Origin of the sequence: Microbacterium memoriense (assembly GCF_025398275.1) — a bacterium.
Taxonomy (GTDB): domain Bacteria; phylum Actinomycetota; class Actinomycetes; order Actinomycetales; family Microbacteriaceae; genus Microbacterium; species Microbacterium memoriense.
In genome coordinates this window covers 17950-40148 of record NZ_JAODOR010000006.1, presented here as the reverse complement: position 1 = coordinate 40148, position 22199 = coordinate 17950, and the positions used below count along the sequence as shown (strand labels likewise).

Sequence of the window (22199 nt, the reverse complement as noted above, 5' to 3'; positions counted from 1 at the left end):
AGGAGGACAGCATGAGCGTCACGAGCGAAGCGAGCACCAGCTGGAAAGGGAGCCTCACCGACGGCTCCGGGGAAGTTGCTCTGGAAAGCTCCAACCAGGGACCGTTGCCGGTGAACTGGAAGGCGCGCAGCGAGGGATCGACCTCCGTCACGACACCCGAAGAACTTCTGGCGGCCGCGCACTCGGCATGTTTCAGCATGGCGCTCTCCCACGCGCTCGCGGGCAACGGCACTCCTCCGGAGAGCGTCGAAACGACGGCGTCGGTGACGTTCATCCCCGGCACCGGAATCACCGGATCGCACCTCAACGTCAACGCGGTCGTGCCGGGCCTGTCGGCCGAGGACTTCGCGCGGATCGCCGCGGAAGCCAAGACCGGATGCCCGGTCTCGGCCGCGCTCAGCGGCATCGAGATCACTCTCGAGGCGACGCTTGCCTGACACCCCCACGGAGGTGACCGGTCGGGTCGTCGTTGCGGGAGCATCCGGCCTGATCGGTCGCGCTCTCGTCGACGCGTTGCGCGCCGATGGGATCGCCGTCACGCGGCTCGTGCGCCGCCCGGTCGACGCGCCGGATGAACGTTCCTGGGACCCGGGCCACACTCCGCTCGACCCGGAGGTGCTGCGTGGTGCGCGCGCCGTCGTGAATCTGAACGGCGCGAGCATCGGGCGCTTCCCGTGGACTCCCCGCTACAAACACGAGTTGCTGTGGTCGCGGCTCCTGCCCACCCAGACGCTCGCGACCGCACTCACCGCGCTCGGGACGGATGCTCCGGCCTTCGTGTCGGCGTCCGGAGCCGGCTACTACCCCTCAGCGCCGGGGGTCGTCCTGACCGAGACGTCACCACGGGGCGACACGTTCCTCGCGGATGTCTGCGGCGAATGGGAAGCCGCGGCAGGCCGCGCCCCGGGACGAGTGGTACTCCTGCGCACCGCGCCGATCATCCACCGCGCGGGCGTCCTGAAGCCGCTCCTGCTCCTCACGAAGCTCGGCGTGTCCGGGCCGATCGGCCGCGGCACACAGGTGTGGCCCTGGATCTCGCTCGAAGACGAAGTGCGGGCTATCCGCCACATCATCGACGGCGACGTGGCGGGGTCGGTGAACCTCACCGGCCCGACCCGGGCGACCGCCAACGACCTCGGCTTCGCGCTCGCGCGCCGGATGAATCGCCCGTATCTCTTGCGCGCTCCGCTCTGGGCGATTTCTCTCGTCCTGGGCCGCGATGCGACGCAATCGCTCCTCGCGAGCGACTCCTACGTCGTCCCGGCGGTGCTGGAAGCATCCGGCTTCACGTTCACGCATACGACGGTCGAGGATGCCGTCGCCGCCGCTGTCCCGGCTTAGCGACCGCGCTCGAGAGTGATGGCGGTGCGAATGGCCTGCCGCGCGCGGCGGCGATCGCCCGCACCGTCGTAGGCGAGGCCCAGACGGAACCACGCGCGCCAGTCGTCCGGATGAGCCTCGACGTCGGCGCGGTATGCCGGGAACAACTCGTCCGCCTGCTCCCGCTCGGGTCGGCCACTCGGTCGGACGTCGAGCTCTTCGGCGGGCAGACCGCCTTCCGTCTCGAGCCTCGCCGCCAGCGCGGAGGCGCGCATGCCGAAGCGGATTTCGCGCCAGATCGCCCAGACGGCGACGAGCGGCAGCACGACGAGCGCGATGCCCATGACGATCCCGACAGGCTCCTCCGACGTCAACAGGAGCCAGGCGCGCTGTCCGACGAGGACGACGTAGAGGGCGAGCAGCACCGCCATGACGGCGACGCCGATCCGGGCGCTCATGCTCCCGTGGTGCGCGCGACCTGCCCCGGTACGCCGCCTTCGTCGATCGGCGCCGACGAGCGTGGGACGGGTGCGCGAAGTCCGATGTCGATGAGCGCGTCGAGCCCGACGGTCACGCCCCGGGCGTCGCGTGCGGCCGCGAGCGCCACGCGGATGCCGGGGCCGTAGGCAGCGGCCGGATCCACGGTGTCGTGGACGAGGGTGAGTGCCTCGCCGGGACCGGAGAGGATCGTCTCCTGTCGTGCGATGACACCGGGCCGGCGCAGGGAGTGCACCGGCACGCTCGCCACTTGCTGGCCGCGGGCACGCTGGTCGGCGTACGGCGACTCGACCGGACCCGCCTCCTGACGTGCGGCGGCGATGAGCTCCGCCGTCCGCACGGCCGTGCCGCTCGGCGAATCGACCTTGGTCTCGCGGTGCGTCTCGACGATCTCGATAGACGGGAAAAAGGGCGCGGCGGCGGCGGCGAGGGCTGAGCCGATGACCGAGCCGAGCGAGAAGTTGGGGATGAACACGGCGCCCGTGCCGGCGGCCTCCGCGAGCGGCCGAACGAGGGCGATCCGCTCGGCAGACCAGCCAGACGTGCCCACCAGGATGTTCAGTCCGCGCTCGATCGCGGCGCGCACGACGTCGATCGAGACGGCGGGAGTGGACGCGTCGACGACGAGGTCGGCTCCATCGATCTCGGCGAGGTCGCTCGAGGAGCCGAGGATGGCCACTGTCTCGAAATCCTCGCTCGCATCGATGACGGCAGCGATGATCGCCCCCAGCTTGCCGGTTCCGCCCACGAGGGCCACGCGCGTCGTCGTCATGCTCTCAGCCTACGCGGCGGGCGCCTCGCGTTACGCTCGATCGCATGGTGAGCCTGCTGTCGATCCCCGCCGATGACCCCCGCGCCCGCGCACTGCTCGCGGAGTACTTCGAGATGCGCGGTGAAGCGTTCCCGAAGGGGCAGACCTACCAGCCGGTGTTTCCGGATGCGTCCGTCTTCGATCCGCCCGCTGGTGTCTTCCTGATCGCCGTCGACGACGAGGGTCACGACGTCGGATGCGGCGGCATCCGCCGAATCGCCGATGGGCCGGACGGCGCCCGATATGAGGTCAAGCACCTCTATCTGGCACCGGAGACCCGCGGCCGCGGGTGGGGTCGGGCGCTGCTGGAAAGCCTCGAGGCCCGCGCGGAAGAGTGGGATGCCGTCGACCTCGTGCTCGACACCCACCACACTCTGGAAGCGGCCGGCAGCCTGTACGCGCGCAGCGGTTTCACCGCGATCGAGCCGTACAACGACAACCCGAACGCGACTGTGTGGTTACGTAAGGTTCTCTGAGCAGCGATTATTGCGCCACCGGTACGATATAGATAGCTTCTGTCCCATGACTACCGCTCCTTCGAGCTTTCGATTTATCACAGGCATACCCCTGGTCGCCGTGATCATGGGCGTAGCCGCAATCCTGTCGTGGGGTGTTCCGGGCGTCCCTGGGATGATCACGGTTGGAGTCCTGGGAACCCTCACGATAGCCATTGGCACATGGGGGGTACTCCTCGCGCGTCAAGACACAAACCGCGTGCGAAGGCTAACGGCAACCATCGCCATCTCGTTGGGTCTTGTGGCTCTATCGGGCCTATGGGTCACCGCGATACTCGTCGCCGCGATCCCCGCCTAGCTGAAAATCCGCATAACCCACAGGCGAACGCGACGCGTTGGTACGGGAAGTCCCTGGCCTGAAGGTCAGACCGGCGGGAGTTCAGGAAGGCCCGTCCGCAGCTCGAACGGCAAGTGGGCGAGGTCGTTGTGCGACACGAGCGTCCACGGCCGACCGGTCCGCTGAGCGAGGACCGTGAGTCCGCAGTGCGCCTGGTTGATCGTCATCCAGCGCCACTCCGGTGCGTCCAACACCTCGCGGACGAACCACGCGATCACGAAGTTGTGGGTGATCAGGAGCTCGTGGGAATCAGGCTTGCGAGCGAGGAACTCCGAGACGGCATCGGCCATCTGCGCGCTGCCGGCGGCGATGTCGGCTTCGGTGAACGACCCGAAGAACGACTCGTACACTGCGGGCGTATCCGGCGTCTTCCCGGTCGGGATGCAGTCGAACAGCAACGGCGACGGTTGCGGATCGACGGAGGGCAGGCGATCGGCCACCGCGCGCGCCGTTTCGGCCGCCCGCTCCAACGGAGAATGCCACACGGCATCCAGCGCCACACCGGACAACCGGTCGGACAGGAGTTCTGCCTGTCGACGTCCGCGCGGCGAGAGCGGCCCATCCTCGAGTCCGTGCTCCGCATCGAGGTGCTCCCCATGCCGCACAAGGTACAGATAATGCGTCACGTCACGCTCGTCTCGTCGCAGCCGGGGGTGTGGGGGCGGGTACCTCCCACCCTACGTCAGGCCCCCGACGGAGAGCCCAGCGCTACTGCGCGGCGCGCGCGATGTCCGCGAGGTGTGCTCTACTCAGCCGCGCGCCGACACCCTGGACGAGTTCCTCGATGTGACTGACGGCGTAGGCATTCACGATCGGCGCTGCCACGGCGCGCTGCGCCAGCAACCACGCGATGGCGACGGCGGCCGTCGGAACGGACAACTCGGCCCCGACCTTGTCGAGGGCTCGGAGCGTACGTGTGCCGCGCCGGTTCATGGCGGCAGCCAACTGCGTTCCGCGCACAGACAGCGCGACTCCGGCACGAGACCGGTGCGCTCCGGCGAGATAGCCGTGCTCGAGAGCCTGCGACGGGGTCACCGCGATCCCCTGCGCTCCGGCGACGAGCTTCAGGTCGCCGTCGAACTCGTCACGACGCAGAACGTTGTAGGGGACATCCAGCACCGTGATGCGCGGGTACCCGGCGGAGGCGAGGATGCGCGCCTCGACGAGCTGTGCCGCCGTGTGACCGTGGCCACCGAGCGCGCGCACCTTTCCTGCTTCGACGAGCCACTCGGCCGTCGCGAGGGTGTCCTCCAGAGCAGTGACCGAATCTGCGGCGGCATCGAGGTACAACACGTCGATGCGGTCGGTCTGCAACCGCGTGAGGGATGCTTCGACCGAGCGGATGAGGTTGACCGACCCGAGCCCGGGGTGATCCATGTGGGTCCCCACGCGTACCGCGACGACGGTCTCGTCGCGCACGCCACGGGTCTGCATCCACTGCCCGACGATGTGTTCGCTGCGGCCGGCCGAATAGCCGTCGGACGTGTGGATCGCGTTGCCCCCGCGGCTGCGGTACACGTCGAGGATCGCGTGGGCCGCGCCCGAGTCGACGTGCCAGCCGAACTCGGCTGCGCCCAGGATGAGCGGGAAGACCTCGAGTCCGGTCTCACCCAGCGGCACACGGATTCCGGCGCCGAGAGGCGCTCCCTGCACCGGGATGGGGGCCGAGGGGTGGACCGCATCGGACGCGAGTTCCGCGCGCTCTGCGGGGGCTGACGTCCCGACGCCGAAGAATCCCATTCCACACCCCTTGATGCTGAGGAATGTGGCATTTCTGAACACCCCCCGATGCGTAATTCCGAGGGTAGAGCAGGGTGGGGACACAGACGTGCATTGACCCGAACACGCGGTAAACATTCCATAACGCTTTGGGTCAATGGCAGGTCAGGCCGCGTTCTTGTCCCCCATTGGGGGGACACGGGTGAACGCACGGATGCCCGCCCCTCCGAAACGGGAGGAAGCGGGCATCCGCAGTCTCAGATGATTCCTGAGCCTGACGAGGCTGTTCAGCCTTCGGCGGGAGCGTCTCCGGGACCCTCGCTGGCCGCAGCCGAGCCTTCCTGGTCGGCAGCTTCCTCGAGCACGGGCTCGAGCGACAGCTTGCCGCGGTCGTCGATCTTCGTGATCTTCACGAGGATCTTCTGGCCGACCGAGAGCACGTCATCGACGTTCTCGACGCGCTTGCCACCGGCGAGCTTGCGCACCTCGCTGATGTGAAGGAGGCCGTCCTTGCCGGGCAGGAGCGAGACGAACGCACCGAATGCCGCGAGCTTGACGACGGTTCCGAGGAACTGTTCGCCGACCTCCGGGTTGGTGGGGTTCGCGATCGCGTTGACCTGCGCACGGGCCGCCTCGGCGGAAGGACCATCGGTCGCGCCGATGTAGACGGTGCCGTCCTCCTCGATGGAGATCTGCGCGCCGGTCTCGTCCTGGATCGAGTTGATCGTCTTGCCCTTGGGCCCGATGAGCTCACCGATCTTGTCGACGGGGATCTGCACGCTGATCACGCGCGGAGCCGTCGGCGCCATCTCGTCCGGACCATCGATCGCGGCATTGAGGACGTTCAGGATCGTCAGGCGTGCTTCCTTGGCCTGCGTGAGCGCCGCGGTGAGCACCGCCGTCGGGATGCCGTCGAGCTTGGTGTCGAGCTGGATCGCCGTGACGAACTCGCTCGTACCGGCGACCTTGAAGTCCATGTCGCCGAGCGCGTCCTCGGCGCCCAGGATGTCGGTCAGCGCGGCGTAGCGCGTCTGGCCGTCGACCTGGTCGGAGACGAGGCCCATCGCGATACCGGCGACGGGAGCGCGCAGCGGCACACCCGCGTTCAGCAGCGACAGCGTCGAGGCGCAGACCGAGCCCATCGACGTCGAACCGTTGGAGCCGAGAGCCTCGGACACCTGACGGATCGCGTAGGGGAACTCTTCGCGGCTCGGCAGCACCGGCACGAGTGCGCGCTCGGCCAGGAAGCCGTGCCCGATCTCGCGACGCTTCGGCGAACCGACTCGGCCGGTCTCACCGGTCGAGTACGGCGGGAAGTTGTAGTGGTGCATGTAGCGCTTGTGCGTCACGGGCGACAGCGAGTCGATCTGCTGCTCCATCTTGAGCATGTTCAGCGTCGTGACACCCAGGATCTGAGTCTCGCCCCGCTGGAAGATCGCCGAGCCATGCACGCGCGGGATGACCTGGACCTCGGCATCCAGCGGACGGATGTCCGCCAGACCGCGACCGTCGATACGGACACCCTCGGAGAGGATCCGGCCGCGGACGATGGTCTTGGTGACCGACTTGTACGCGGCGGAGAACTCCAGAGTCGCGACGGCGGGCAGCTCGCCCGACTCGACGGCGGCGAGCAGTTCAGCCTTGACGGCGTCCTTGATCGCGTCGTCGGCGTTCTGACGCTCGACCTTGTCGGCGATCTGGTAGACCGGCACGAGCTTGTCGTACGCGCGACCGGCGACGAAGTCGTAGGTCTGCTGCGCGTACGGCGGGAAGACCGGGTAGTCCTGGATCTCCTTGGCAGCGGTCCGTGCCACGGCGCTCTGCGCCTCGACGAGCTGCTTGATGAAGGGCTTGGATGCTTCCAGACCCTGCGCGACGATCTCTTCGCTCGGCTTGACGGCACCGGCCTTGATCAGGTTCCAGCTGTGCTCGGTGGCTTCAGCTTCGACCATCATGATCGCGACGTCACCATCGTCGAGCACGCGTCCCGCGACGATCAGGTCGAAGACGGCGTCTTCGAGCTGGGTGACGGTCGGGAACGCGACCCACTGGTCGGCGTTCTCGCCCTGGCCGGGGATGAGCGCGAGGCGCACACCGGCGATCGGGCCGGAGAACGGCAGACCGGAGATCTGCGTCGACAGCGATGCGGCGTTGATCGCGAGCGCGTCGTAGAACTCGCCCGGTGCGATGGAGAGCACGGTGATGACGATCTGGACCTCGTTGCGGAGGCCGGCGACGAACGACGGGCGCAGCGGGCGGTCGATCAGACGGCAGACGAGGATCGCCTCGGTGGAGGGACGGCCCTCACGGCGGAAGAACGAACCGGGGATCTTGCCCGCGGCATACGAACGCTCTTCGACGTCGACGGTCAGCGGGAAGAAGTCGAAGCCTTCACGCGGGTGCTTTCCGGCGCTGGTGGCCGAGAGGAGCATCGTCTCCTCGTCGAGGTACGCGGCGACGGCACCCTGTGCCTGCTGCGCGAGTCGGCCGGTTTCGAACCGGACAGTGCGGGTACCGAAGCGGCCGTTGTCGAGGACGGCTTCGGCGGCGGTGATTTCAGGACCTTCCAAGAGGTCACTCCTTCTTTGTTTAGCCTCGGTGTCCGCCCGTGTGGCGGCCGAGGTTCCTGCGAAGAAGCAGGAACAGACAGTTATGAGCGCGCGGAGGTACTCCGCGAAGTCCGCTTGCGCTGGTCACCAGTGAAAAGCCACCATTCGCCGACATCGAATGGGAACCCACCACAGGAGACCAGCTTTCTGCCGGCCTGCTCCATGAGCTCAGATGAGCTCGGTGTGTAGTTGTGGATGCCGTGGAGGCAACCCGCACAAGCCTACCAGTCGGCCTCTGACCTGCGGATCTCCCGACCGCGTATCCTTGCGACATGAGCACTGAAGAGAACACCTCGGCCTCGGACGAGATGAAGCGCAAGTTCAAGGAAGCGCTCGACAAGAAGAACGCCCAGCACCGCAACGGCGAAGCGCACCTCGACGGCGAGTCCGCGATTCAGGGCGCGCACGGCGCCGTGACCCGTCGAGAGTTCCGCCGCAAGAGCGGCTGAGCCCGCACGAAAGGAGACGCCACCACCATGAGCGATGCAGCCGGACGGGCAACGAGCCCCGAGCCCGAAGAGGGCACCGAGATGGATGAGGCGGCGAAGCTCGAGATCCAGCGCCAGCTGGCTTTCGAAGTCGAACAGTTCGAGAGCGGCATCGAGGGCTGAGCCCGCGCCGACGCACGATGATGGGAGCATGCCTCCTCGAATCGCCATGCCCGCGCGCCTCTCCGACCCGGACGGCGCGGATGCCCGCGTCGGTCTCGCCAACGCGATCTTCGACGATGTCGCGGCGCTGGTCCGCGCCGAAGACCTCGATGTCGTCGTGGTGCGCGACGCCGATCTGACCGGTTTCGATGGGCTCGTGCTCCCGGGCGGCGGAGACGTCGACCCGGCGCGCTACGGCGGCGACGCCGCTGCGCCGTGTTACGACGTCAATCCGGCGCAAGACAGCCTCGACCTCGAGATCGCGCTCGCGGCGCACGCCCTCGGCATCCCGATCCTCGGTGTCTGTCGCGGCCTCCAGGTACTCAACGTCGCTTTCGGCGGCACGCTCATCGAAGACCTTCCGGCGGGCTCCGTCCGCCACACTCCGGGTTCCGACGGGTGCGGCTGCCTGGAGTGGACCTGGCACCCGGTGCAGGTGGCGGCCGACTCACGCCTGCGCGCGGAGATCGACGCCGATGAGATCGCCGTCGCGTCCGGCCACCACCAGGCGATCGGGCAACTGGGTGACGGTCTCGTGGCGACGGCGGTCGCGCACGACGGCGTGATCGAGGCCATCGAGCACGTGGATGCGCCGATCATCGCCGTCCAATGGCATCCCGAGGCCGAAGGCACACCCCCGGACTTGGCATCAGCACCCTTCGCCGCATTCGCCGACATGGTGCGCTCGCCTGCCCTCCGCTCGCGCTGAGAGTGCAGACTGACGCGGCTACTCGCCCGCAAGGCCCCCGAGGAGGTGGCCGCCTCCGGAGGACCCCAGCATCCGGGTGAAGTTGTCGAGGTAGTTTGCCGGGTCGAGCGGGTCGCCGCCGACGGCCGGGTCACGTTGCGCGATCGCCGCCGCGAGCTCACGAGCACCGCGCTCGACGCGCGCGCTGAGCGGCGCGACCTCGTCGGCTGCGCTCCCCCAGTCACTGGATGCCGCGAAGACCCCGGTGGGCACGGGCTCGGCGTGGAGATAGGTGAACAGCGGCCGGATCGCGTAGTCCACGGCCAGGGAGTGCCGTGCGGTGCCGGCGTTCGCGCCCAGCAGGACCGGCATTCCGGTGAGAGCATCGGGATCGAGCACGTCGATGAACGACTTGAACAGTCCCGAGTAGCTCGTCGAGAAAATCGGCGTCACCGCGATCAGCGCGTCAGCGGAGACCACCGTGTTGATGGCCGACTCGAGTGCGGGTGGGGCGAATCCGGTCAGCAGATTGTTCGTGATGTCGTGCGCGAGGTCGCGAAGCTCCACCGTGTCGACCGTCGCCTCGATGGCGTCTTCCGCCAGCCGCGCCAGAGTGGCGGCGGCCAGGCGGTCGGCCAGCATCCGGGTCGACGACGGATTGGACAAGCCCGCCGAGATGACCGCGATCCGGCGCGCGGTCATCGCGCACCGCCGGTCGCTGCGGCGCCGAACGCGGCGCCGGCCGGTGTCGGGATATCGGCGTAGGGCGACGGGCCGCTGAGATTGTCGCCGCGGTTCGCACGCGGGGTGGCCTGCCGGGCCGGGCCGTCGCCGTACGTCGCCGCCACGCGCGCAGCGTGTGTCGGAGCGTCGGGGACTGCCGCCGGGCGATCCTTCGCGAATTCCTTGCGGAGAACGGGCACGACTTCGCCGCCGAGCAGATCGAGCTGCTCGAGCACCGTCTTCAGCGGCAGACCCGCGTGGTCCATCAGGAACAATTGGCGCTGGTAGTCGCCGTAGAGCTCACGCATCCCCGCGTAGCGGTCGATCACCTGCTGCGGCGAACCCACGGTCAACGGGGTCATCTCGGAGAAGTCCTCGAGCGACGGTCCGTGCCCGTAGACCGGCGCGTTGTCGAAGTACGGCCGGAATTGTGTCACGGCATCCTGCGAGTTCTTGGCCATGAACGCCTGGCCGCCGAGACCGACGATCGCCGTCTCGGGCGCGCCGTGACCGTAGTGCTCCCAGCGCTGACGGTAGAGGCCGATCAGGCGCTGATAGTGCTCCGCGGGCCAGAAGATGTTGTTCGCGAAGAAGCCGTCACCGTAGAAGGCCGCCTGCTCGGCGATTTCGGGCGTACGGATCGAGCCGTGCCAGACGAACGGCGCGATGCCGTCGAGCGGGCGGGGCGTCGAGGTGAAGCCCTGCAACGGTGTGCGGAACTTCCCCTCCCAGTCGACGACATCCTCCTGCCAGAGCTTCTGCAGGAGTGCGTAGTTCTCGATCGAGAGCGGCAGACCCTGGCGGATATCCTTGCCGAACCACGGGTAGACCGGGCCGGTGTTGCCCCGCCCGAGCATGAGGTCCATGCGGCCGCCCGACAGGTGCTGGAGCATCGCGTAATCCTCGGCGATCTTCACGGGGTCGTTCGTCGTGATGAGCGTCGTTGCCGTCGACAGCACGAGGTGCTCGGTCTGGGCAGCGATGTAGGCCAGCGTCGTCGTCGGAGAGGACGACCAGAACGGCGGATTGTGGTGTTCGCCGAGCGCGAAGACGTCGAGGCCGACGTCTTCGGCATGCTTCGCGATCTGGACCGTCGCCCGAATGCGCTCCGCCTCGCTCGGAGTCCGCCCGGTGGTCGGGTCCTCGGTGATGTCGCTGACAGTGAAGATGCCGAAGTGCATCTGATGCGTGATCTCGTTCACGATGTCCCCTCGCCTTTTCCATGCATTTGCATACACCCTACTCAAGCGTCGTGCTCGGCCGAATATTCCCCGTCAGTCGCTGAGCGGATGCGGGTAGTCGACGCCGCGGTTCTGGAAGTCGAGGATCGCCCCATTCTCGACCACTCCGTCGCGAATCTCGATCGCACGCCGAATCGTCTCGCTCGACGCCCACGCCGCGGGGCCGGCCATCACGATCGGCACGAACCTGCGGAGCGCCTCACTGATTTCCCAACTCGCGGAGTTCCAGAGGTAGGACGGACTGTGATCGACGCCGTAGTAGTCGATCGTGCCCCCGACGGTGAACATCGGGTCGGTAAAGCTCGTCGGACGGGCCCATTCGAAGGCCATGCCTTCATCGCACGACACGTCGACGATCAGACTCCCCGGCCGGAAAGCGCCGAGGTCGGATTCGCGCAGATACAAAAGCGGCCGGTTCGGATCCTGCAGCGTGCAGTTGACGACGATGTCGGTCTCGGCCAGGAAGGGCGCGAGATCCACCCGCCCATCATCCGTGATGACCTCGCTGAGGTACGGGCCGTCGTCATGGTCGAACTGGATCATCTGCGCAGCGTGGATGGGCGCGGCGACCGCGGCGGTGCGGCGATTGGTCAGAACGCGGATGTCATGCACCCCGTGGGCACGCAGCGCCGTGACCGCGCCGCGCGCCGTCGCGCCGAAACCGATCACGGTCGCCGTGAGGCGCCGACCGTAATCGCCCGTAGTGCCGCACAACTGCAAGGCGTGCAACACCGAGGCGTACCCGGCGATCTCGTTGTTGATGTGGAAGACGTGCAATCCGAACGACCCATCCGGGCCCCAGAGCTGCATGGCTTCGAATGCGATGACCGTCAGTCGCTTGTCGATCGCGAGCTGCGTCATGCGGGCATCCTGGACCAGATGCGGCCAGCCCCACAAGGTTTGGCCGTCACGCATCTCGAGGAGATCCGCGTGCTGCGGCTTGGGGAGGAGCACCACCTCGGCGGCGGCGAGCACGGCCGCGCGCGGCGCGAGCTCTCCGACGAGCACACGCAGGTCGTCATCGGACACCCCGAACCGCTCACCGTACCCTTCCTCCAGAATCATCCGAGCCCGGAGATCTGCGGGGATCCGCTCGAGATGACCGGGGTGGATCGGCACGCGTCGTTCGTCGGGCTTTCGGGATGTCCCGATCACTCCGAGGGTCAGCTCTGCGGCGGTCATCGTTCCTCGATTCCTGTGCCGGAGTGCGATCACCCGCGGGAGACCCGACGCTACACGCCGCCGGGGCGCCGAACCCACGCCGGCGCAGGCTCGGTAGGCTGAGACCTCCCCAGACAGACGGAGCGACATGACGACTGGCGCGGTCGGCACGAGCACCGGCGCGATCACCCGCCCGCGTCGCCGCGTACCGCTGTGGGACAACGCGCGGTTCGCCTGCATCGTGCTCGTGGTCCTCGGCCACGCGACCCAGCGCCTCACGTACGACAGTGATTTCGCCCTGGCGCTGTACCTGCTCGTCTACGCATTCCACATGCCCGCGTTCGCGATCATCTCGGGATACTTCTCCAAGTCGGACTCCCCGAACCGCCGCCAGATGGCGCGCGTGCTCACCGACATCGTCGTGCCCTACGTGATCTTCGAAGGCCTCTGGACTCTCACGAAGTGGATCGTGGAAGGCCAGGCCAATCCGAATCCCACCCAACCGTCGTGGACGCTCTGGTTCTTGCTGGCACTGGCGATCTTCCGGCTGGTCCTTCCCTACCTCGCCCTCCTTCGCTGGCCTCTCGTCTGGACGGTCGGGATCTCGATCCTGGTCGGCTACTGGCCGAACATCGACTCAACCCTGTCGCTTTCGCGCACGCTGGGACTACTCCCCTTCTTCACGCTCGGATGGTGGCTGCGCCATCACAGCATCCTGGAGAAACTCGACCTGCTGCGCCGCCAACGGTGGTGGGTGCGCATCGCGGCGCTCGGCACGTTCGCCGTCGCCGGCTTCGTCGCCTGGTTCTTCGTCGACGTGTGGCGCGCGGTGAACCTCCGCGAATGGCTCTTCTACGACGCCGGCTACGCCGCGCTCGGCGGCACCGAGTGGTGGGCGGGCGGTGTGCGTCTCGGTCTCATCGTGATCGCGCTCGCGCTGAGCGTCGCCTTCCTGGCCCTCGTGCCGCGGGGCCAGCACCGGTGGACGCACCTCGGCCAGTACACGATGTACGTCTACCTGTTGCACTCGTTCGTCCTGTACCCGTTCCGTGAAACAGGCATCCTCCGCGACGCCGAGCCCACCTGGCTGTGGTTGCCGGCGGTCATCGTCTTGTCGGTGCTGATCGCGCTGGCGCTCGCGACGGCGCCGGTGCGCCGCATCTTGCGGCCGCTGATCGAACCGCGTCCGGCGTGGCTCTTCGACGACCCGACTCTCGCCGGCCGCGAAGGCCACCGCAACGACCCCACCGGATCCCGTCGCCCGCGCGAATCCCCGCGCCCGTTCCCACCCGGCTGATCCGGGCGGGAACGACGAGAGCCGCCCTACACCGTAGGGCGGCTCTCTCAAGAATGTTCTGCGCGATTGAACGCTAGACGCTGATGCTCAGCGACGCAGGCCCAGACGCTCGATGAGCGAACGGTAGCGCGTGATGTCGATGTCCTGGAGGTAACCCAACAGGCGACGCCGCTGGCCGACCATGAGGAACAGACCACGACGCGAGTGGTGGTCGTGCTTGTGCTCCTTGAGGTGCTCGGTGAGGTCCTTGATACGCTGCGTCAGCATCGCGACCTGCACCTCGGGGGATCCGGTGTCACCGGGGTGCGTCGCGTACTCTTCGATGATCGCCTTCTTGACGTCTGCTTCCAGTGCCATAGGTGATCCCCTTCCTCTTTGTTGCGCGGCGCCCGACACCTGATGTGGGGGCTCTCTTTATCCGCGGCCGATCCAACGGCAACCTGGAGAGTCTACCAGCCCAGAGGCTCGAACGACGCCCCGCCTGAGTCGCGATACCTTCATCGATCTGCGACCCTTCTCGGCCAGCCCGGCATTCGCCCGCGTGTGGAGCACGGCGCTGTGGTTCCCCCGCGCTGGGCGGGATGATCATCGTGGCCCTGACGGCGACACTCGTGCGCCTCAGCCCACGATTCCGCTCGTACGACGCCGAGCATGCGGCGCCGTAGCCGGACTGCCGGACACCGGCGGTTTTCGGTCGTCGCGTTCGGCACGGGCATCGGGCGACGGCGAAGCGCCATAGAGTCGGCGCGTGAACACCTCTTCCCCGACCCGCGACGCCGTGACCGGCTCGCCACTGTCGATCGCCGTCCAGTTCGTCCTGTGCGGAATCGTCTGGGGGTCGAGCTTCCTGTTCATGAAGGTCGCGCTGACCGGCATTTCCCCCGCCCAGGTCGCCTGGTCGCGCCTGATCCTCGGCGCGCTCACGCTCGGGATCTTCGTTGTGCTGCGCCGCGACCGGCTCCCCCGCCGTCTCGTCGTCTGGATTCACATGAGCGTGCTGGCCGTGTCGTTCTGCGTCGTCCCCTTCCTGCTGTTCTCGTGGGCGCAGCAGCACGTGACGAGCGGCCTCGCGAGCATCTACAACGCGACGACGCCGATCATGACAGCGCTCATGGCATGGGCGGTGTTCCGGGTCGAGAAGTTGAAGCCGATGCAGATCGCCGGCATCCTCGTCGGGATTCTCGGGGTGATGGTGATCATCGCCCCGTGGCAGGGATGGGACCTCTCGCAGAGCGTGGTGGCACAACTCGCAATCCTCGGCGCCACCGCCTGCTACGGCTTCAGCCTCGCGTACATGCGCCGATTCGTCTCGAACACCGGGATGAGTGCGCTGGTGTTCTCATTCCTCAACATCGGTCTCGGCGCAGCGATCATGCTGCTCCTCACCCCGGTACTGGTGCTCTCGCCGGTGCGGCTCGATCCGTGGATCGTGGGAAGCGTCGTGCTCCTGGGTTGCCTGGGCACCGGCGTCGCGTACATCTGGAACCAGAACACGTTGCGCGCGTGGGGGCCGACCCGCGCATCGACCGTGACCTACATCACCCCGGTCGTCGGTGTGCTTCTCGGCGTCGTGATCCTGGGCGAGACGCTCACGTGGAATGAACCCATCGGTGCCGTGATCGTTTTCCTCGGCATTCTGCTCGCACAGGACCGTCTGCGGTTCGGCGCGCGCACGAAAGCGGGGGCGGATGCCGCAGCATCCACCCCCGCGTCGAATCGTCAGGTCACGCCTGGACGGAGCCCTGCAGGTCGAGCGTGATGGTCACGTCCTTGCCGACGAGAACGCCACCGGTCTCGAGTGCGGCGTTCCAGGTGAGGCCGAAGTCTTCACGGTTGACGACCGTCTTGGCGGTCGCGCCGGCCTTGTAGTTGCCCCACGGGTCGGTGCCGAAGCCGCCGAACTCGACCTCGAAGGTGACGGGCTGGGTGACGCCGTGCATCGTCAGGTCACCGTCGACGAGGAAGTCGCCGCCCGAGACGCGGACGCCGGTCGAGACGAAATCGATCGTCGGGTACTGCTCGACGTCGAAGAAGTCGGCGGAGCGGAGGTGCGTGTCGCGTCCCTCATCCTTGGTGTTGATGGATGCGGTCTCGGCCGATGCCGTCACGCTCGCCTCGAGGGGGTTTTCGGGTGCGACGATCGTCGCGCTCTTCAGGCCGAAGGAGCCGCGCACCTTCGAGATCATCATGTGACGGACGGAGAAGGTGACCTCGCTGTGAGCGGGGTCCAGCACCCAGGTACCGGCCTTGTAGCCGGGGATCTCGAGAAGCGTGGAGTTGGTCATGGTGGCCCTTTCGGAAAGTGACGGGGAAGTACTGCTGGGGTGTAACGCGCGCGCACGGATTCCATTCCCTCGAATGGAAAAATTCTTGTGAACGACGTCCGGACGCGAAGAAGCGGATGACCGGACGACGTCCGGCATCCGCTTCTTCGGGTTCTGGTCGGGTCAGCCGACCTGGAGCAGATCGATGATGAAGATCAGTGTCTTTCCGCCGAGGAAGTGTCCACCGGCCGGGCCGTAGGCCAGGTGCGGCGGGATGACGAGTTCACGGCGTCCGCCGACCTTCATCCCCGGAATACCGTCCTGCCACCCCTGGATGAGGCCGCGCAGCGGGAACTGGATGGACTCTCCGCGTCCCCACGACGAGTCGAACTCTTCGCCGGAGTCGTACTCGACACCGGCGTAGTGAACGGTGACGGTGTCGCCGGGCTTGGCCTCGGCCCCGTCTCCGACGATCAGGTCGCGGATGACGAGCGCGGTGGGCGCAGGGCCGGCGGGAGCGTCGAATTCAGGCTTGGTGCGGTCATCAGTCATACCTCCATCCAAGCACGAGACGCCGCGCGGGGCACCCTTGACAGGGTCTCCAGGGCGCGCAGAGAATGAACCAGGCCAACTCAGCGCCCGGGAGACACGCAGGCATCGCCGCGGCACCGGGCGCTGAGTCTTTTCGCTCGCGTAGTCTGGCGGGATGCGTGTGGCTCATGTGATCGTCCCCGGGGATTCGGATCACCAGCTGGCGGTCGTGCGCAGCGACGAAGCCGTCCTGGTCGCCCCGCTGTTCGCCGGAGCACCGAGCCGATTACAGCAGCTCATCGACGGCGGCGACGACCTGCGCCGCCGCGTCGAGAAGGCAGCCACCGAGGTTGCCGGCATCCCCGTGGAGGGCCTTCGCTTCGGCCCGGCTGTCGACGCGCCTCCGGTCGTTCTCGCGATCGGGTTGAACTACGCGGCGCACTCCAGCGAACTGGGGCTCAAAACGGACTCGGCGCCGACGGTCTTCGTGCTCTGGCCGAACTCTCTCGCGGCACACGAGAACACAACCACCTGGCCGCGGAGCCTCAGCGAGTCGATCGACTACGAATCCGAGCTCGGAGTCGTGATGGGGCGTGCGGCCAAGGATGTCAGCGAGGCAGACGCGCTGTCGCACGTGTGGGGGTACACGGTCGTCAACGACATCACCGCGCGCGACATCCAGTTCTCCGAGGCCCAGTGGTCACGCTGCAAGTCGTTCGACGGCTTCACCCCGAATGGGCCGTTCGTCGTCACCGCCGACGAGATCGACGACCCGCAGGATCTGCACATCTGGGCCGTCGTGGACGGGCAGACCGTTCAGGATGCCTCCACCGGGCAGATGGTGCGCTCGGTTGCGACCCTCATCTCGCACCTCTCGCGCTCGGCGACGATGCTCCCGGGGACGCTCATCTCCACCGGAAGTCCGGGGGGCGCGGGGTACTCCCGCGACCCCCAGATCTTCCTCCGCGATCGCTCGACCGTCACAGTCGGCGTCGATGGAATCGGCAGCCTCACGACGCACTGCCGCATCCTCGACTGAGGTCTCAGCGGTTCGACTGCTCCAGGAGCTCCTGGCAGCTGATGGTCACACCGTTGAAGACGACCGAACCCGACGGGTCAGCCTGGCACTGGGTGACCTGGTTCACGAGATCGGTGCCCTGCGTTGCGAACCACGCGACGACCGCGATCGTCGCGATGATGCCGAGCACGATCAACACCGAACTGACGATGATCGCTGCCAGCGCGATGCCGTTCTTCTGCCCCGCCTTGCGACTCTGGACGAGCGCGACGATGCCGAGGATGAGACCGACGAGCTGCAGGCCGATCGGCACGATCGCGAGGACGAGGGCGACGATGCCCATCGTGCGGCCGGGCGTGGGCGCGGCCGGGTACCCGGCCGAGTAGGCGGGAGCCGCAGCGTAGCCGTTGTCGGCGTAGGCAGGCGCGGAGGGCGGCGCCGCGGCATACTCACCGTACGCAGGAGCCTGCGGTGCGGCGGGCGGTGCGGGCGGTGCGTACGTCGGGTCTGCGGCGGGAGCCGTGTAGACGGGCGGCTCCACCGGCGGCTGCGCGTCGGGAGCGGGGTGGTTCGGATCGGTCATGAGAGCCTCCGTGTCGATGGGCGAACGCTCGTCGCGCTGCCCTCCGACGCTAGCCGGACCGCGCCGCGGACACCAGCAACCGCGCCGTTAGCCTTCGACGAGATTCTCGACAGGCTGGATGATCGGAATCGCCTGCGTGATCGCCTCGAGACCCGACAACCGTGCCGGCGAGAGCTGCTTGTCGACGTCTTCGCGCGACATGAGCCCTGCCTCCACCACGAGGTCGCCGACGTTGCGATGAGTGAGCAGGGCCGTCTTGGCGAGAGCCGCCGACGCGGCGTACCCGAGGAAGGGGGTGAGCGCCGTCACGACTCCCACCGATGAGCCGACCATGGCGCCGAGCCGTTCACGGTTCGCGGTGATCCCGTCGACGCAGTTCACCCGGAACGTGCGCATGGCCCGCCGCATCCAGGTGATCGACTGGAAGATGGAGTGCGCGATGATCGGCTCGAACGCGTTGAGCTGAAGTTGCCCGCCCTCGACGGCCATCGTGACGGTCAGATCGGCACCGGCTACCGCGAATGCCACCTGATTGACGACCTCCGGGACGACCGGGTTGACCTTGCCAGGCATGATGCTGGATCCCGCCTGGCGTGCGGGGAGGTTGATCTCGCCGAATCCGGCCTGCGGACCGCTCGAAAGCAGGCGCAGGTCGTTGGCGATCTTCGACAGCTTGATCGCGTTGCGCTTGAGGGTCGAGGAGAACGACATGAACGATCCGGTGTCGCTGGTGGCTTCGACGAGGTCGTCGGCGGTCGCGAGATCGAGCCCGGTGATCTCGCGCAGGTGTCGCAGCACCGCCGTGGCGTACGCGGGATGCGTCGTGATGCCGGTGCCGATCGCGGTCGCTCCCATATTGATCTCGTACAGCAGATTCGCGTTCTCGGTGAGTCTCTGATGGTCGTACCCGAGGGTGGTCGCAAACCCGTGGAACTCCTGACCGAGGGTCATGGGGACGGCATCCTGAAGTTGCGTGCGGCCGATCTTCAGGATGTCGTGGAACTCCACCGCCTTGGCGAGGAAGGACCGACGCAACAGGTCGAGCTCTTCGAGGAGCGATTTGAGGTCGAGGCTCAGTCCGACCTTGACGGCCGTCGGGTAGACGTCGTTGGTCGACTGCGAACGGTTGGTGTGGTCGATCGGCGAGAGGAACGCGTAGTCGCCCTTCGGGCGGCCGGCCATCTCGAGCGCGATATTGGTGATGACCTCGTTCGCGTTCATGTTCGTGGATGTGCCGGCGCCCCCCTGGACGACGCCGACGACGAACTGGTCGTGGAACTCCCCATCGATGACCCGTTGCGCCGCCCGGTCGATCAGATCGGCCTTGTCGGCGTCGAGGACCCCGATCTCGAGGTTGGCTCGGGCGGATGCCTGCTTGACCATCGCGAGAGCCTTCACGAGATCGCGGTAGACCGAGATCGGCCGCATCGAGATCGGGAAGTTCTCCAGCGCCCGCGCGGTGTGGATGCCCCAATAGGCATCGGCGGGGATCTCGAGGGAGCCGAGGGAATCTGTTTCGGTACGCGTCGTTGCGTCCAGTGCCATGGTGGTGTCCTTGTGGGTCACGTCTGCGGATCGGATGCTGTCGAGCCTAGCCGCGCACCCGGCACGAGCCGATAGACGGTGTGTATATCCGCGACTGCCCGCCATACGCCGCGGTGGGTGCTAGACCGGTTTTCGCGAGAAGGCCTCCAGCCGCTCCTGAGGGCTGAGCGCGGCCATCCGTTCGATCCACTCCGCCGAGAAGTAGTCGGCGGTCGCCTCCTCGACCACCGGCACCACGGCATGCGTGATGGTGTCGTCGTACACGTGGACGAGATGGAAGGACTGCCCGGCATCCATCCCGTTGACCTCGGCGGGCGGCCGCTGCAGGTTCATCGTGTAGCAGGTGGCCGAGGCGACACTCACGGGGATCCCCGCGAACGTGCCTGCCGTGGAGTAGTGGAGGTGGCCGGCGATGATCGCGCGGACATCCGATCCCGCGATCCCCGCGGCGAATTCGTCCTGATGCCGCAGTTCGAGGATGTCGAAGAACGGGATGTGGCTGGGAAGCGGGGGGTGATGCAGCGCGAGGATCGTCCCGAGAGGCGCGGGCTCGGACAGGACCGCGCGCAGCCAGTCGAGCTGAGCCGGGTCGAGATCGCCGTGATGCCAGCCCGGGACCGTGGAATCCAGTGCGACCAGGCGGAGACCGCCGAGATCCCACACGCCCATGACCGGCTCATCGGTCGGCGGCGCATCGAGCAATCCCGCGCGCAGCGCGGAGCGCTCGTCGTGGTTGCCCGCCACCCAGATCACCGGGGCGCCCAGCCGCGCCGCGACCGGCTCGACGGCCGCCCGGAGGGCCGTATACGCCCCGGGTTCGCCGAGGTCGGTGAGATCACCCGTGAACACGATCGCGTCCGGCCGGATACTCAGCCGCTCGAGCGCACCGAGCGTGCGCGCAAGGTTCGCCGCGGTGTCATAGCGTCCGCCGAGCAAGCGCCCACCGTCGAGCAGGTGCGTGTCGGACAGATGGAGGATCGTGCGCTGCGCCGGGGCGTAGCGCCCGAACTGCACGGGTGTCGCGGCGACGGCATCGGTGGGCGTATCGACCATGCGGTCAGCCTAGAACCGTCCTCCGACGCTCAGTGGATGACGATGAGCGTCAATCCGCCGAGCACGGTAAGTGCGCAGACAGCGAACGACGCGTAGGCACCGACCAGGGCGATCTGCTTCTGCCCCGCGGTGAGCGGGCTCTTCTTCGCAGCTTTCGCGGACGCTTTCGCTGCGCGACGAGCTTCCTTCTCGGTGATCACGGTGATCGCATCGGTGAACTCCGCCGGGGCGACGACCGGCGAGCGCCCCGCGCGGACGAGCAGCCGCAAGCCCGTCGCGTAGAAGCCGACGATGACCATGGCGCCGGCGAGCGCCGCCGCGAACACCTGGAGGAAGGCGAGCCAATCGATCACTTCTGGTCCTTCCGTCGCTGCTTGCGGGTCGGCGGCGGATTGCGCTTGACCTTGACGGCCAGGCCCGAATCCGCGACTTCGCTCATGGCGTTGCCGGCATCCACCGCGTTGCGGCGCGACCGCGCAAAGATCGCGAGGATGATCGTGACCGCGATGACGGTCCCGACGAGCACTCCCCACAGCGGCCCCAGCCAGACGACGATCAGGGCCGCCGCCGCGCCGACCGCGCCGGCCGCCGGCAACGTCAGCACCCAGCCGACGGCGATGCGCCCGACGGTGCGCCACCGGACGACGGAACCGCGGCGGCCGAGACCCGAGCCGATCACCGACCCCGATGCCACCTGCGTCGTCGACAGGGCGAAGCCGAAGAAGCTCGAGGCGAGGATCGTGGCGGCCGTCGAGGACTCGGCTGAGAAACCCTGCGCCGGCTTGACGTCGGTGAGTCCCTTGCCGAGCGTGCGGATGATGCGCCAGCCACCCATGTAGGTGCCGAGGGCGATCGTGAATGCGCAGGCGAAGATGACCCACGTTTGCGGGTCGCTGTGGTCACCGTCCTGGAGCCCTGCCGTGATGAGAGCGAGCGTGATGACGCCCATCGTCTTCTGTGCGTCGTTCGTTCCGTGCGCGAGCGCGACGAGCGAGGAGGTGAAGATCTGTCCCCAGCGGAAACCGTCGCGACCGTCGGGCTTGCCGTCGTAGCGGCGCGTGATCGCGTAGGCGAGACGGGTCACGAGGAACGCGATGACCCCGGCCGTGAAGGGTGCGATCAACGCGGGGAGGACGACCTTGCTGAGCACGACGCCGAAGTCGATCGCCGCGGCGCTCGCGCCGACCACCGTCGCCCCGATGAGACCGCCGAACAGCGCGTGCGACGAGCTGGACGGCAGTCCCAGCAACCACGTGAGCATGTTCCAGGTGATCGCACCGACCAGACCCGCGAAGATGATCGGCAAGAACGTACCCGCGTCGATCCCCTCTTCGTTGATCATGCCGTGCGAGATCGTTTTGGACACCTCGGTCGACAGGAACGCTCCGACGAGGTTCAGGATGGCCGCCAACAGCACCGCGACCTTGGGCTTGAGGGCTCCGGTGGCGATGGGCGTGGCCATCGCGTTCGCGGTGTCGTGGAAGCCGTTCGTGAAGTCGAAGAACAGCGCCAGGGCGATCACCAGCACGACGATCAGTACAGCCGTTTCCACAGTTCGCTTTCCGTCAGAGGATGTGGGAAATGCCGAGGCGATCGGCGAGTGCGAACGAAGAGTTCACCGTGGGTTCATGTTCCG

At 67.3% G+C, this 22199-nt stretch carries 25 protein-coding genes; 9 read left to right on the top strand and 16 right to left on the bottom strand.

The window, feature by feature from the left end; translation table 11 throughout:
• Window positions 1-11: 11 nt before the first annotated feature.
• Window positions 12-437: an OsmC family peroxiredoxin gene (locus N4R40_RS05730; RefSeq protein WP_261606412.1), complete on the top strand. Its 426-nt coding sequence runs from the start codon at window positions 12-14 to the stop codon at window positions 435-437.
• Window positions 430-1341 (top strand): TIGR01777 family oxidoreductase, encoded by a 912-nt coding sequence (locus N4R40_RS05725; protein ID WP_261606411.1) that lies wholly within the window; start codon window positions 430-432, stop codon window positions 1339-1341. Before N4R40_RS05730 ends, N4R40_RS05725 begins: the two co-directional genes overlap by 8 nt.
• Here N4R40_RS05725 and N4R40_RS05720 read toward each other — a convergent pair.
• Window positions 1338-1778 (bottom strand): tetratricopeptide repeat protein, encoded by a 441-nt coding sequence (locus N4R40_RS05720; RefSeq protein ID WP_261606410.1) that lies wholly within the window; start codon window positions 1776-1778, stop codon window positions 1338-1340. The genes N4R40_RS05725 and N4R40_RS05720 overlap by 4 nt on opposite strands.
• Window positions 1775-2590, bottom strand: coding sequence for a 4-hydroxy-tetrahydrodipicolinate reductase (locus tag N4R40_RS05715; RefSeq protein ID WP_261606409.1), 816 nt, complete (start codon window positions 2588-2590; stop codon window positions 1775-1777). The genes N4R40_RS05720 and N4R40_RS05715 overlap by 4 nt, the downstream gene beginning before the upstream one ends.
• A 44-nt stretch (window positions 2591-2634) precedes the next feature.
• On the opposite strand from N4R40_RS05715, the gene N4R40_RS05710 reads away from it, so the two are divergent.
• Window positions 2635-3105: a GNAT family N-acetyltransferase gene (locus tag N4R40_RS05710; RefSeq protein ID WP_261606408.1), complete on the top strand. Its 471-nt coding sequence runs from the start codon at window positions 2635-2637 to the stop codon at window positions 3103-3105.
• A 402-nt stretch (window positions 3106-3507) separates the two neighbouring features.
• Here the strand turns inward: N4R40_RS05710 and N4R40_RS05705 are convergent, their stop codons facing one another.
• The 3 genes from N4R40_RS05705 to N4R40_RS05695 form a co-directional block, all read right to left on the bottom strand.
• On the bottom strand, window positions 3508-4107 hold the full coding sequence (locus N4R40_RS05705) for a histidine phosphatase family protein (RefSeq protein ID WP_261606407.1): 600 nt from the start codon (window positions 4105-4107) through the stop codon (window positions 3508-3510).
• 82 nt (window positions 4108-4189) lie between these two features.
• Window positions 4190-5221, bottom strand: coding sequence for an aldo/keto reductase (locus tag N4R40_RS05700; protein ID WP_261606406.1), 1032 nt, complete (start codon window positions 5219-5221; stop codon window positions 4190-4192).
• A 266-nt stretch (window positions 5222-5487) separates the two neighbouring features.
• The gene (locus tag N4R40_RS05695) at window positions 5488-7770 is read right to left on the bottom strand and encodes a polyribonucleotide nucleotidyltransferase (protein WP_261606405.1); all 2283 of its coding nucleotides are present in this window, start codon (window positions 7768-7770) and stop codon (window positions 5488-5490) included.
• A gap of 311 nt (window positions 7771-8081) precedes the next feature.
• Between N4R40_RS05695 and N4R40_RS05690 the strand changes: the two genes are divergently transcribed.
• Genes N4R40_RS05690 through N4R40_RS05680 form a run of 3 tightly spaced genes read left to right on the top strand, consistent with a single transcriptional unit; the run spans window position 8082 to window position 9168 of the window.
• A complete protein-coding gene (locus tag N4R40_RS05690) occupies window positions 8082-8258 on the top strand; it encodes a DUF5302 domain-containing protein (RefSeq protein ID WP_261606404.1) in 177 nt (58 codons plus the stop codon).
• Window positions 8259-8285: 27 nt separating this feature from the next.
• Window positions 8286-8420: a hypothetical protein gene (locus N4R40_RS05685; protein ID WP_261606403.1), complete on the top strand. Its 135-nt coding sequence runs from the start codon at window positions 8286-8288 to the stop codon at window positions 8418-8420.
• A gap of 28 nt (window positions 8421-8448) precedes the next feature.
• On the top strand, window positions 8449-9168 hold the full coding sequence (locus N4R40_RS05680; protein WP_261606402.1) for a gamma-glutamyl-gamma-aminobutyrate hydrolase family protein: 720 nt from the start codon (window positions 8449-8451) through the stop codon (window positions 9166-9168).
• A gap of 18 nt (window positions 9169-9186) precedes the next feature.
• Here the strand turns inward: N4R40_RS05680 and N4R40_RS05675 are convergent, their stop codons facing one another.
• The 3 genes from N4R40_RS05675 to N4R40_RS05665 form a co-directional block, all read right to left on the bottom strand.
• Window positions 9187-9849 carry a CE1759 family FMN reductase gene (locus N4R40_RS05675; RefSeq protein WP_261606401.1) on the bottom strand — a complete coding sequence of 221 codons (663 nt, stop codon included), beginning with the start codon at window positions 9847-9849 and terminating at the stop codon, window positions 9187-9189.
• Complete coding sequence (locus tag N4R40_RS05670; protein WP_261606472.1) at window positions 9846-11051, bottom strand: LLM class flavin-dependent oxidoreductase; 1206 nt, start codon at window positions 11049-11051, stop codon at window positions 9846-9848. The genes N4R40_RS05675 and N4R40_RS05670 overlap by 4 nt, the downstream gene beginning before the upstream one ends.
• Before the next feature lie 93 nt (window positions 11052-11144).
• The gene (locus N4R40_RS05665; protein ID WP_261606400.1) at window positions 11145-12293 is read right to left on the bottom strand and encodes a N(5)-(carboxyethyl)ornithine synthase; all 1149 of its coding nucleotides are present in this window, start codon (window positions 12291-12293) and stop codon (window positions 11145-11147) included.
• A 127-nt stretch (window positions 12294-12420) separates the two neighbouring features.
• On the opposite strand from N4R40_RS05665, the gene N4R40_RS05660 reads away from it, so the two are divergent.
• The gene (locus tag N4R40_RS05660) at window positions 12421-13569 is read left to right on the top strand and encodes an acyltransferase family protein (RefSeq protein ID WP_261606399.1); all 1149 of its coding nucleotides are present in this window, start codon (window positions 12421-12423) and stop codon (window positions 13567-13569) included.
• An 87-nt stretch (window positions 13570-13656) separates the two neighbouring features.
• Here the strand turns inward: N4R40_RS05660 and rpsO are convergent, their stop codons facing one another.
• On the bottom strand, window positions 13657-13926 hold the full coding sequence (rpsO, locus tag N4R40_RS05655) for a 30S ribosomal protein S15 (RefSeq protein WP_261606398.1): 270 nt from the start codon (window positions 13924-13926) through the stop codon (window positions 13657-13659).
• A 391-nt stretch (window positions 13927-14317) separates the two neighbouring features.
• Between rpsO and N4R40_RS05650 the strand changes: the two genes are divergently transcribed.
• Entirely contained in the window at window positions 14318-15328 is a 1011-nt protein-coding gene (locus tag N4R40_RS05650; RefSeq protein WP_261606397.1) for a DMT family transporter, read from the top strand.
• Here the strand turns inward: N4R40_RS05650 and N4R40_RS05645 are convergent.
• Window positions 15294-15854 (bottom strand): YceI family protein, encoded by a 561-nt coding sequence (locus N4R40_RS05645; RefSeq protein WP_261606396.1) that lies wholly within the window; start codon window positions 15852-15854, stop codon window positions 15294-15296. The genes N4R40_RS05650 and N4R40_RS05645 overlap by 35 nt on opposite strands.
• A 162-nt stretch (window positions 15855-16016) precedes the next feature.
• On the bottom strand, window positions 16017-16385 hold the full coding sequence (locus N4R40_RS05640) for an FKBP-type peptidyl-prolyl cis-trans isomerase (protein ID WP_261606395.1): 369 nt from the start codon (window positions 16383-16385) through the stop codon (window positions 16017-16019).
• A 154-nt stretch (window positions 16386-16539) separates the two neighbouring features.
• Here N4R40_RS05640 and N4R40_RS05635 point away from each other — a divergent pair, with 154 nt between their 5' ends.
• The gene (locus N4R40_RS05635; RefSeq protein WP_261606394.1) at window positions 16540-17403 is read left to right on the top strand and encodes a fumarylacetoacetate hydrolase family protein; all 864 of its coding nucleotides are present in this window, start codon (window positions 16540-16542) and stop codon (window positions 17401-17403) included.
• A 4-nt stretch (window positions 17404-17407) separates the two neighbouring features.
• Here N4R40_RS05635 and N4R40_RS05630 read toward each other — a convergent pair whose 3' ends face one another.
• The 5 genes from N4R40_RS05630 to N4R40_RS05610 all read right to left on the bottom strand — a co-directional run bounded on the left by N4R40_RS05630 (window position 17408) and on the right by N4R40_RS05610 (window position 22115).
• Complete coding sequence (locus tag N4R40_RS05630; RefSeq protein WP_261606393.1) at window positions 17408-17965, bottom strand: DUF4190 domain-containing protein; 558 nt, start codon at window positions 17963-17965, stop codon at window positions 17408-17410.
• An 87-nt stretch (window positions 17966-18052) separates the two neighbouring features.
• Window positions 18053-19510, bottom strand: coding sequence for an aspartate ammonia-lyase (locus tag N4R40_RS05625; protein ID WP_261606392.1), 1458 nt, complete (start codon window positions 19508-19510; stop codon window positions 18053-18055).
• Window positions 19511-19630: 120 nt separating this feature from the next.
• Window positions 19631-20563 carry a phosphodiesterase gene (locus N4R40_RS05620; protein WP_261606391.1) on the bottom strand — a complete coding sequence of 311 codons (933 nt, stop codon included), beginning with the start codon at window positions 20561-20563 and terminating at the stop codon, window positions 19631-19633.
• Between the two features lie 29 nt (window positions 20564-20592).
• A complete protein-coding gene (locus N4R40_RS05615) occupies window positions 20593-20862 on the bottom strand; it encodes a peptidase (protein WP_261606471.1) in 270 nt (89 codons plus the stop codon).
• 50 nt (window positions 20863-20912) lie between these two features.
• A complete protein-coding gene (locus N4R40_RS05610) occupies window positions 20913-22115 on the bottom strand; it encodes an inorganic phosphate transporter (protein ID WP_261606390.1) in 1203 nt (400 codons plus the stop codon).
• Between the last annotated feature and the right edge of the window lie 84 nt (window positions 22116-22199).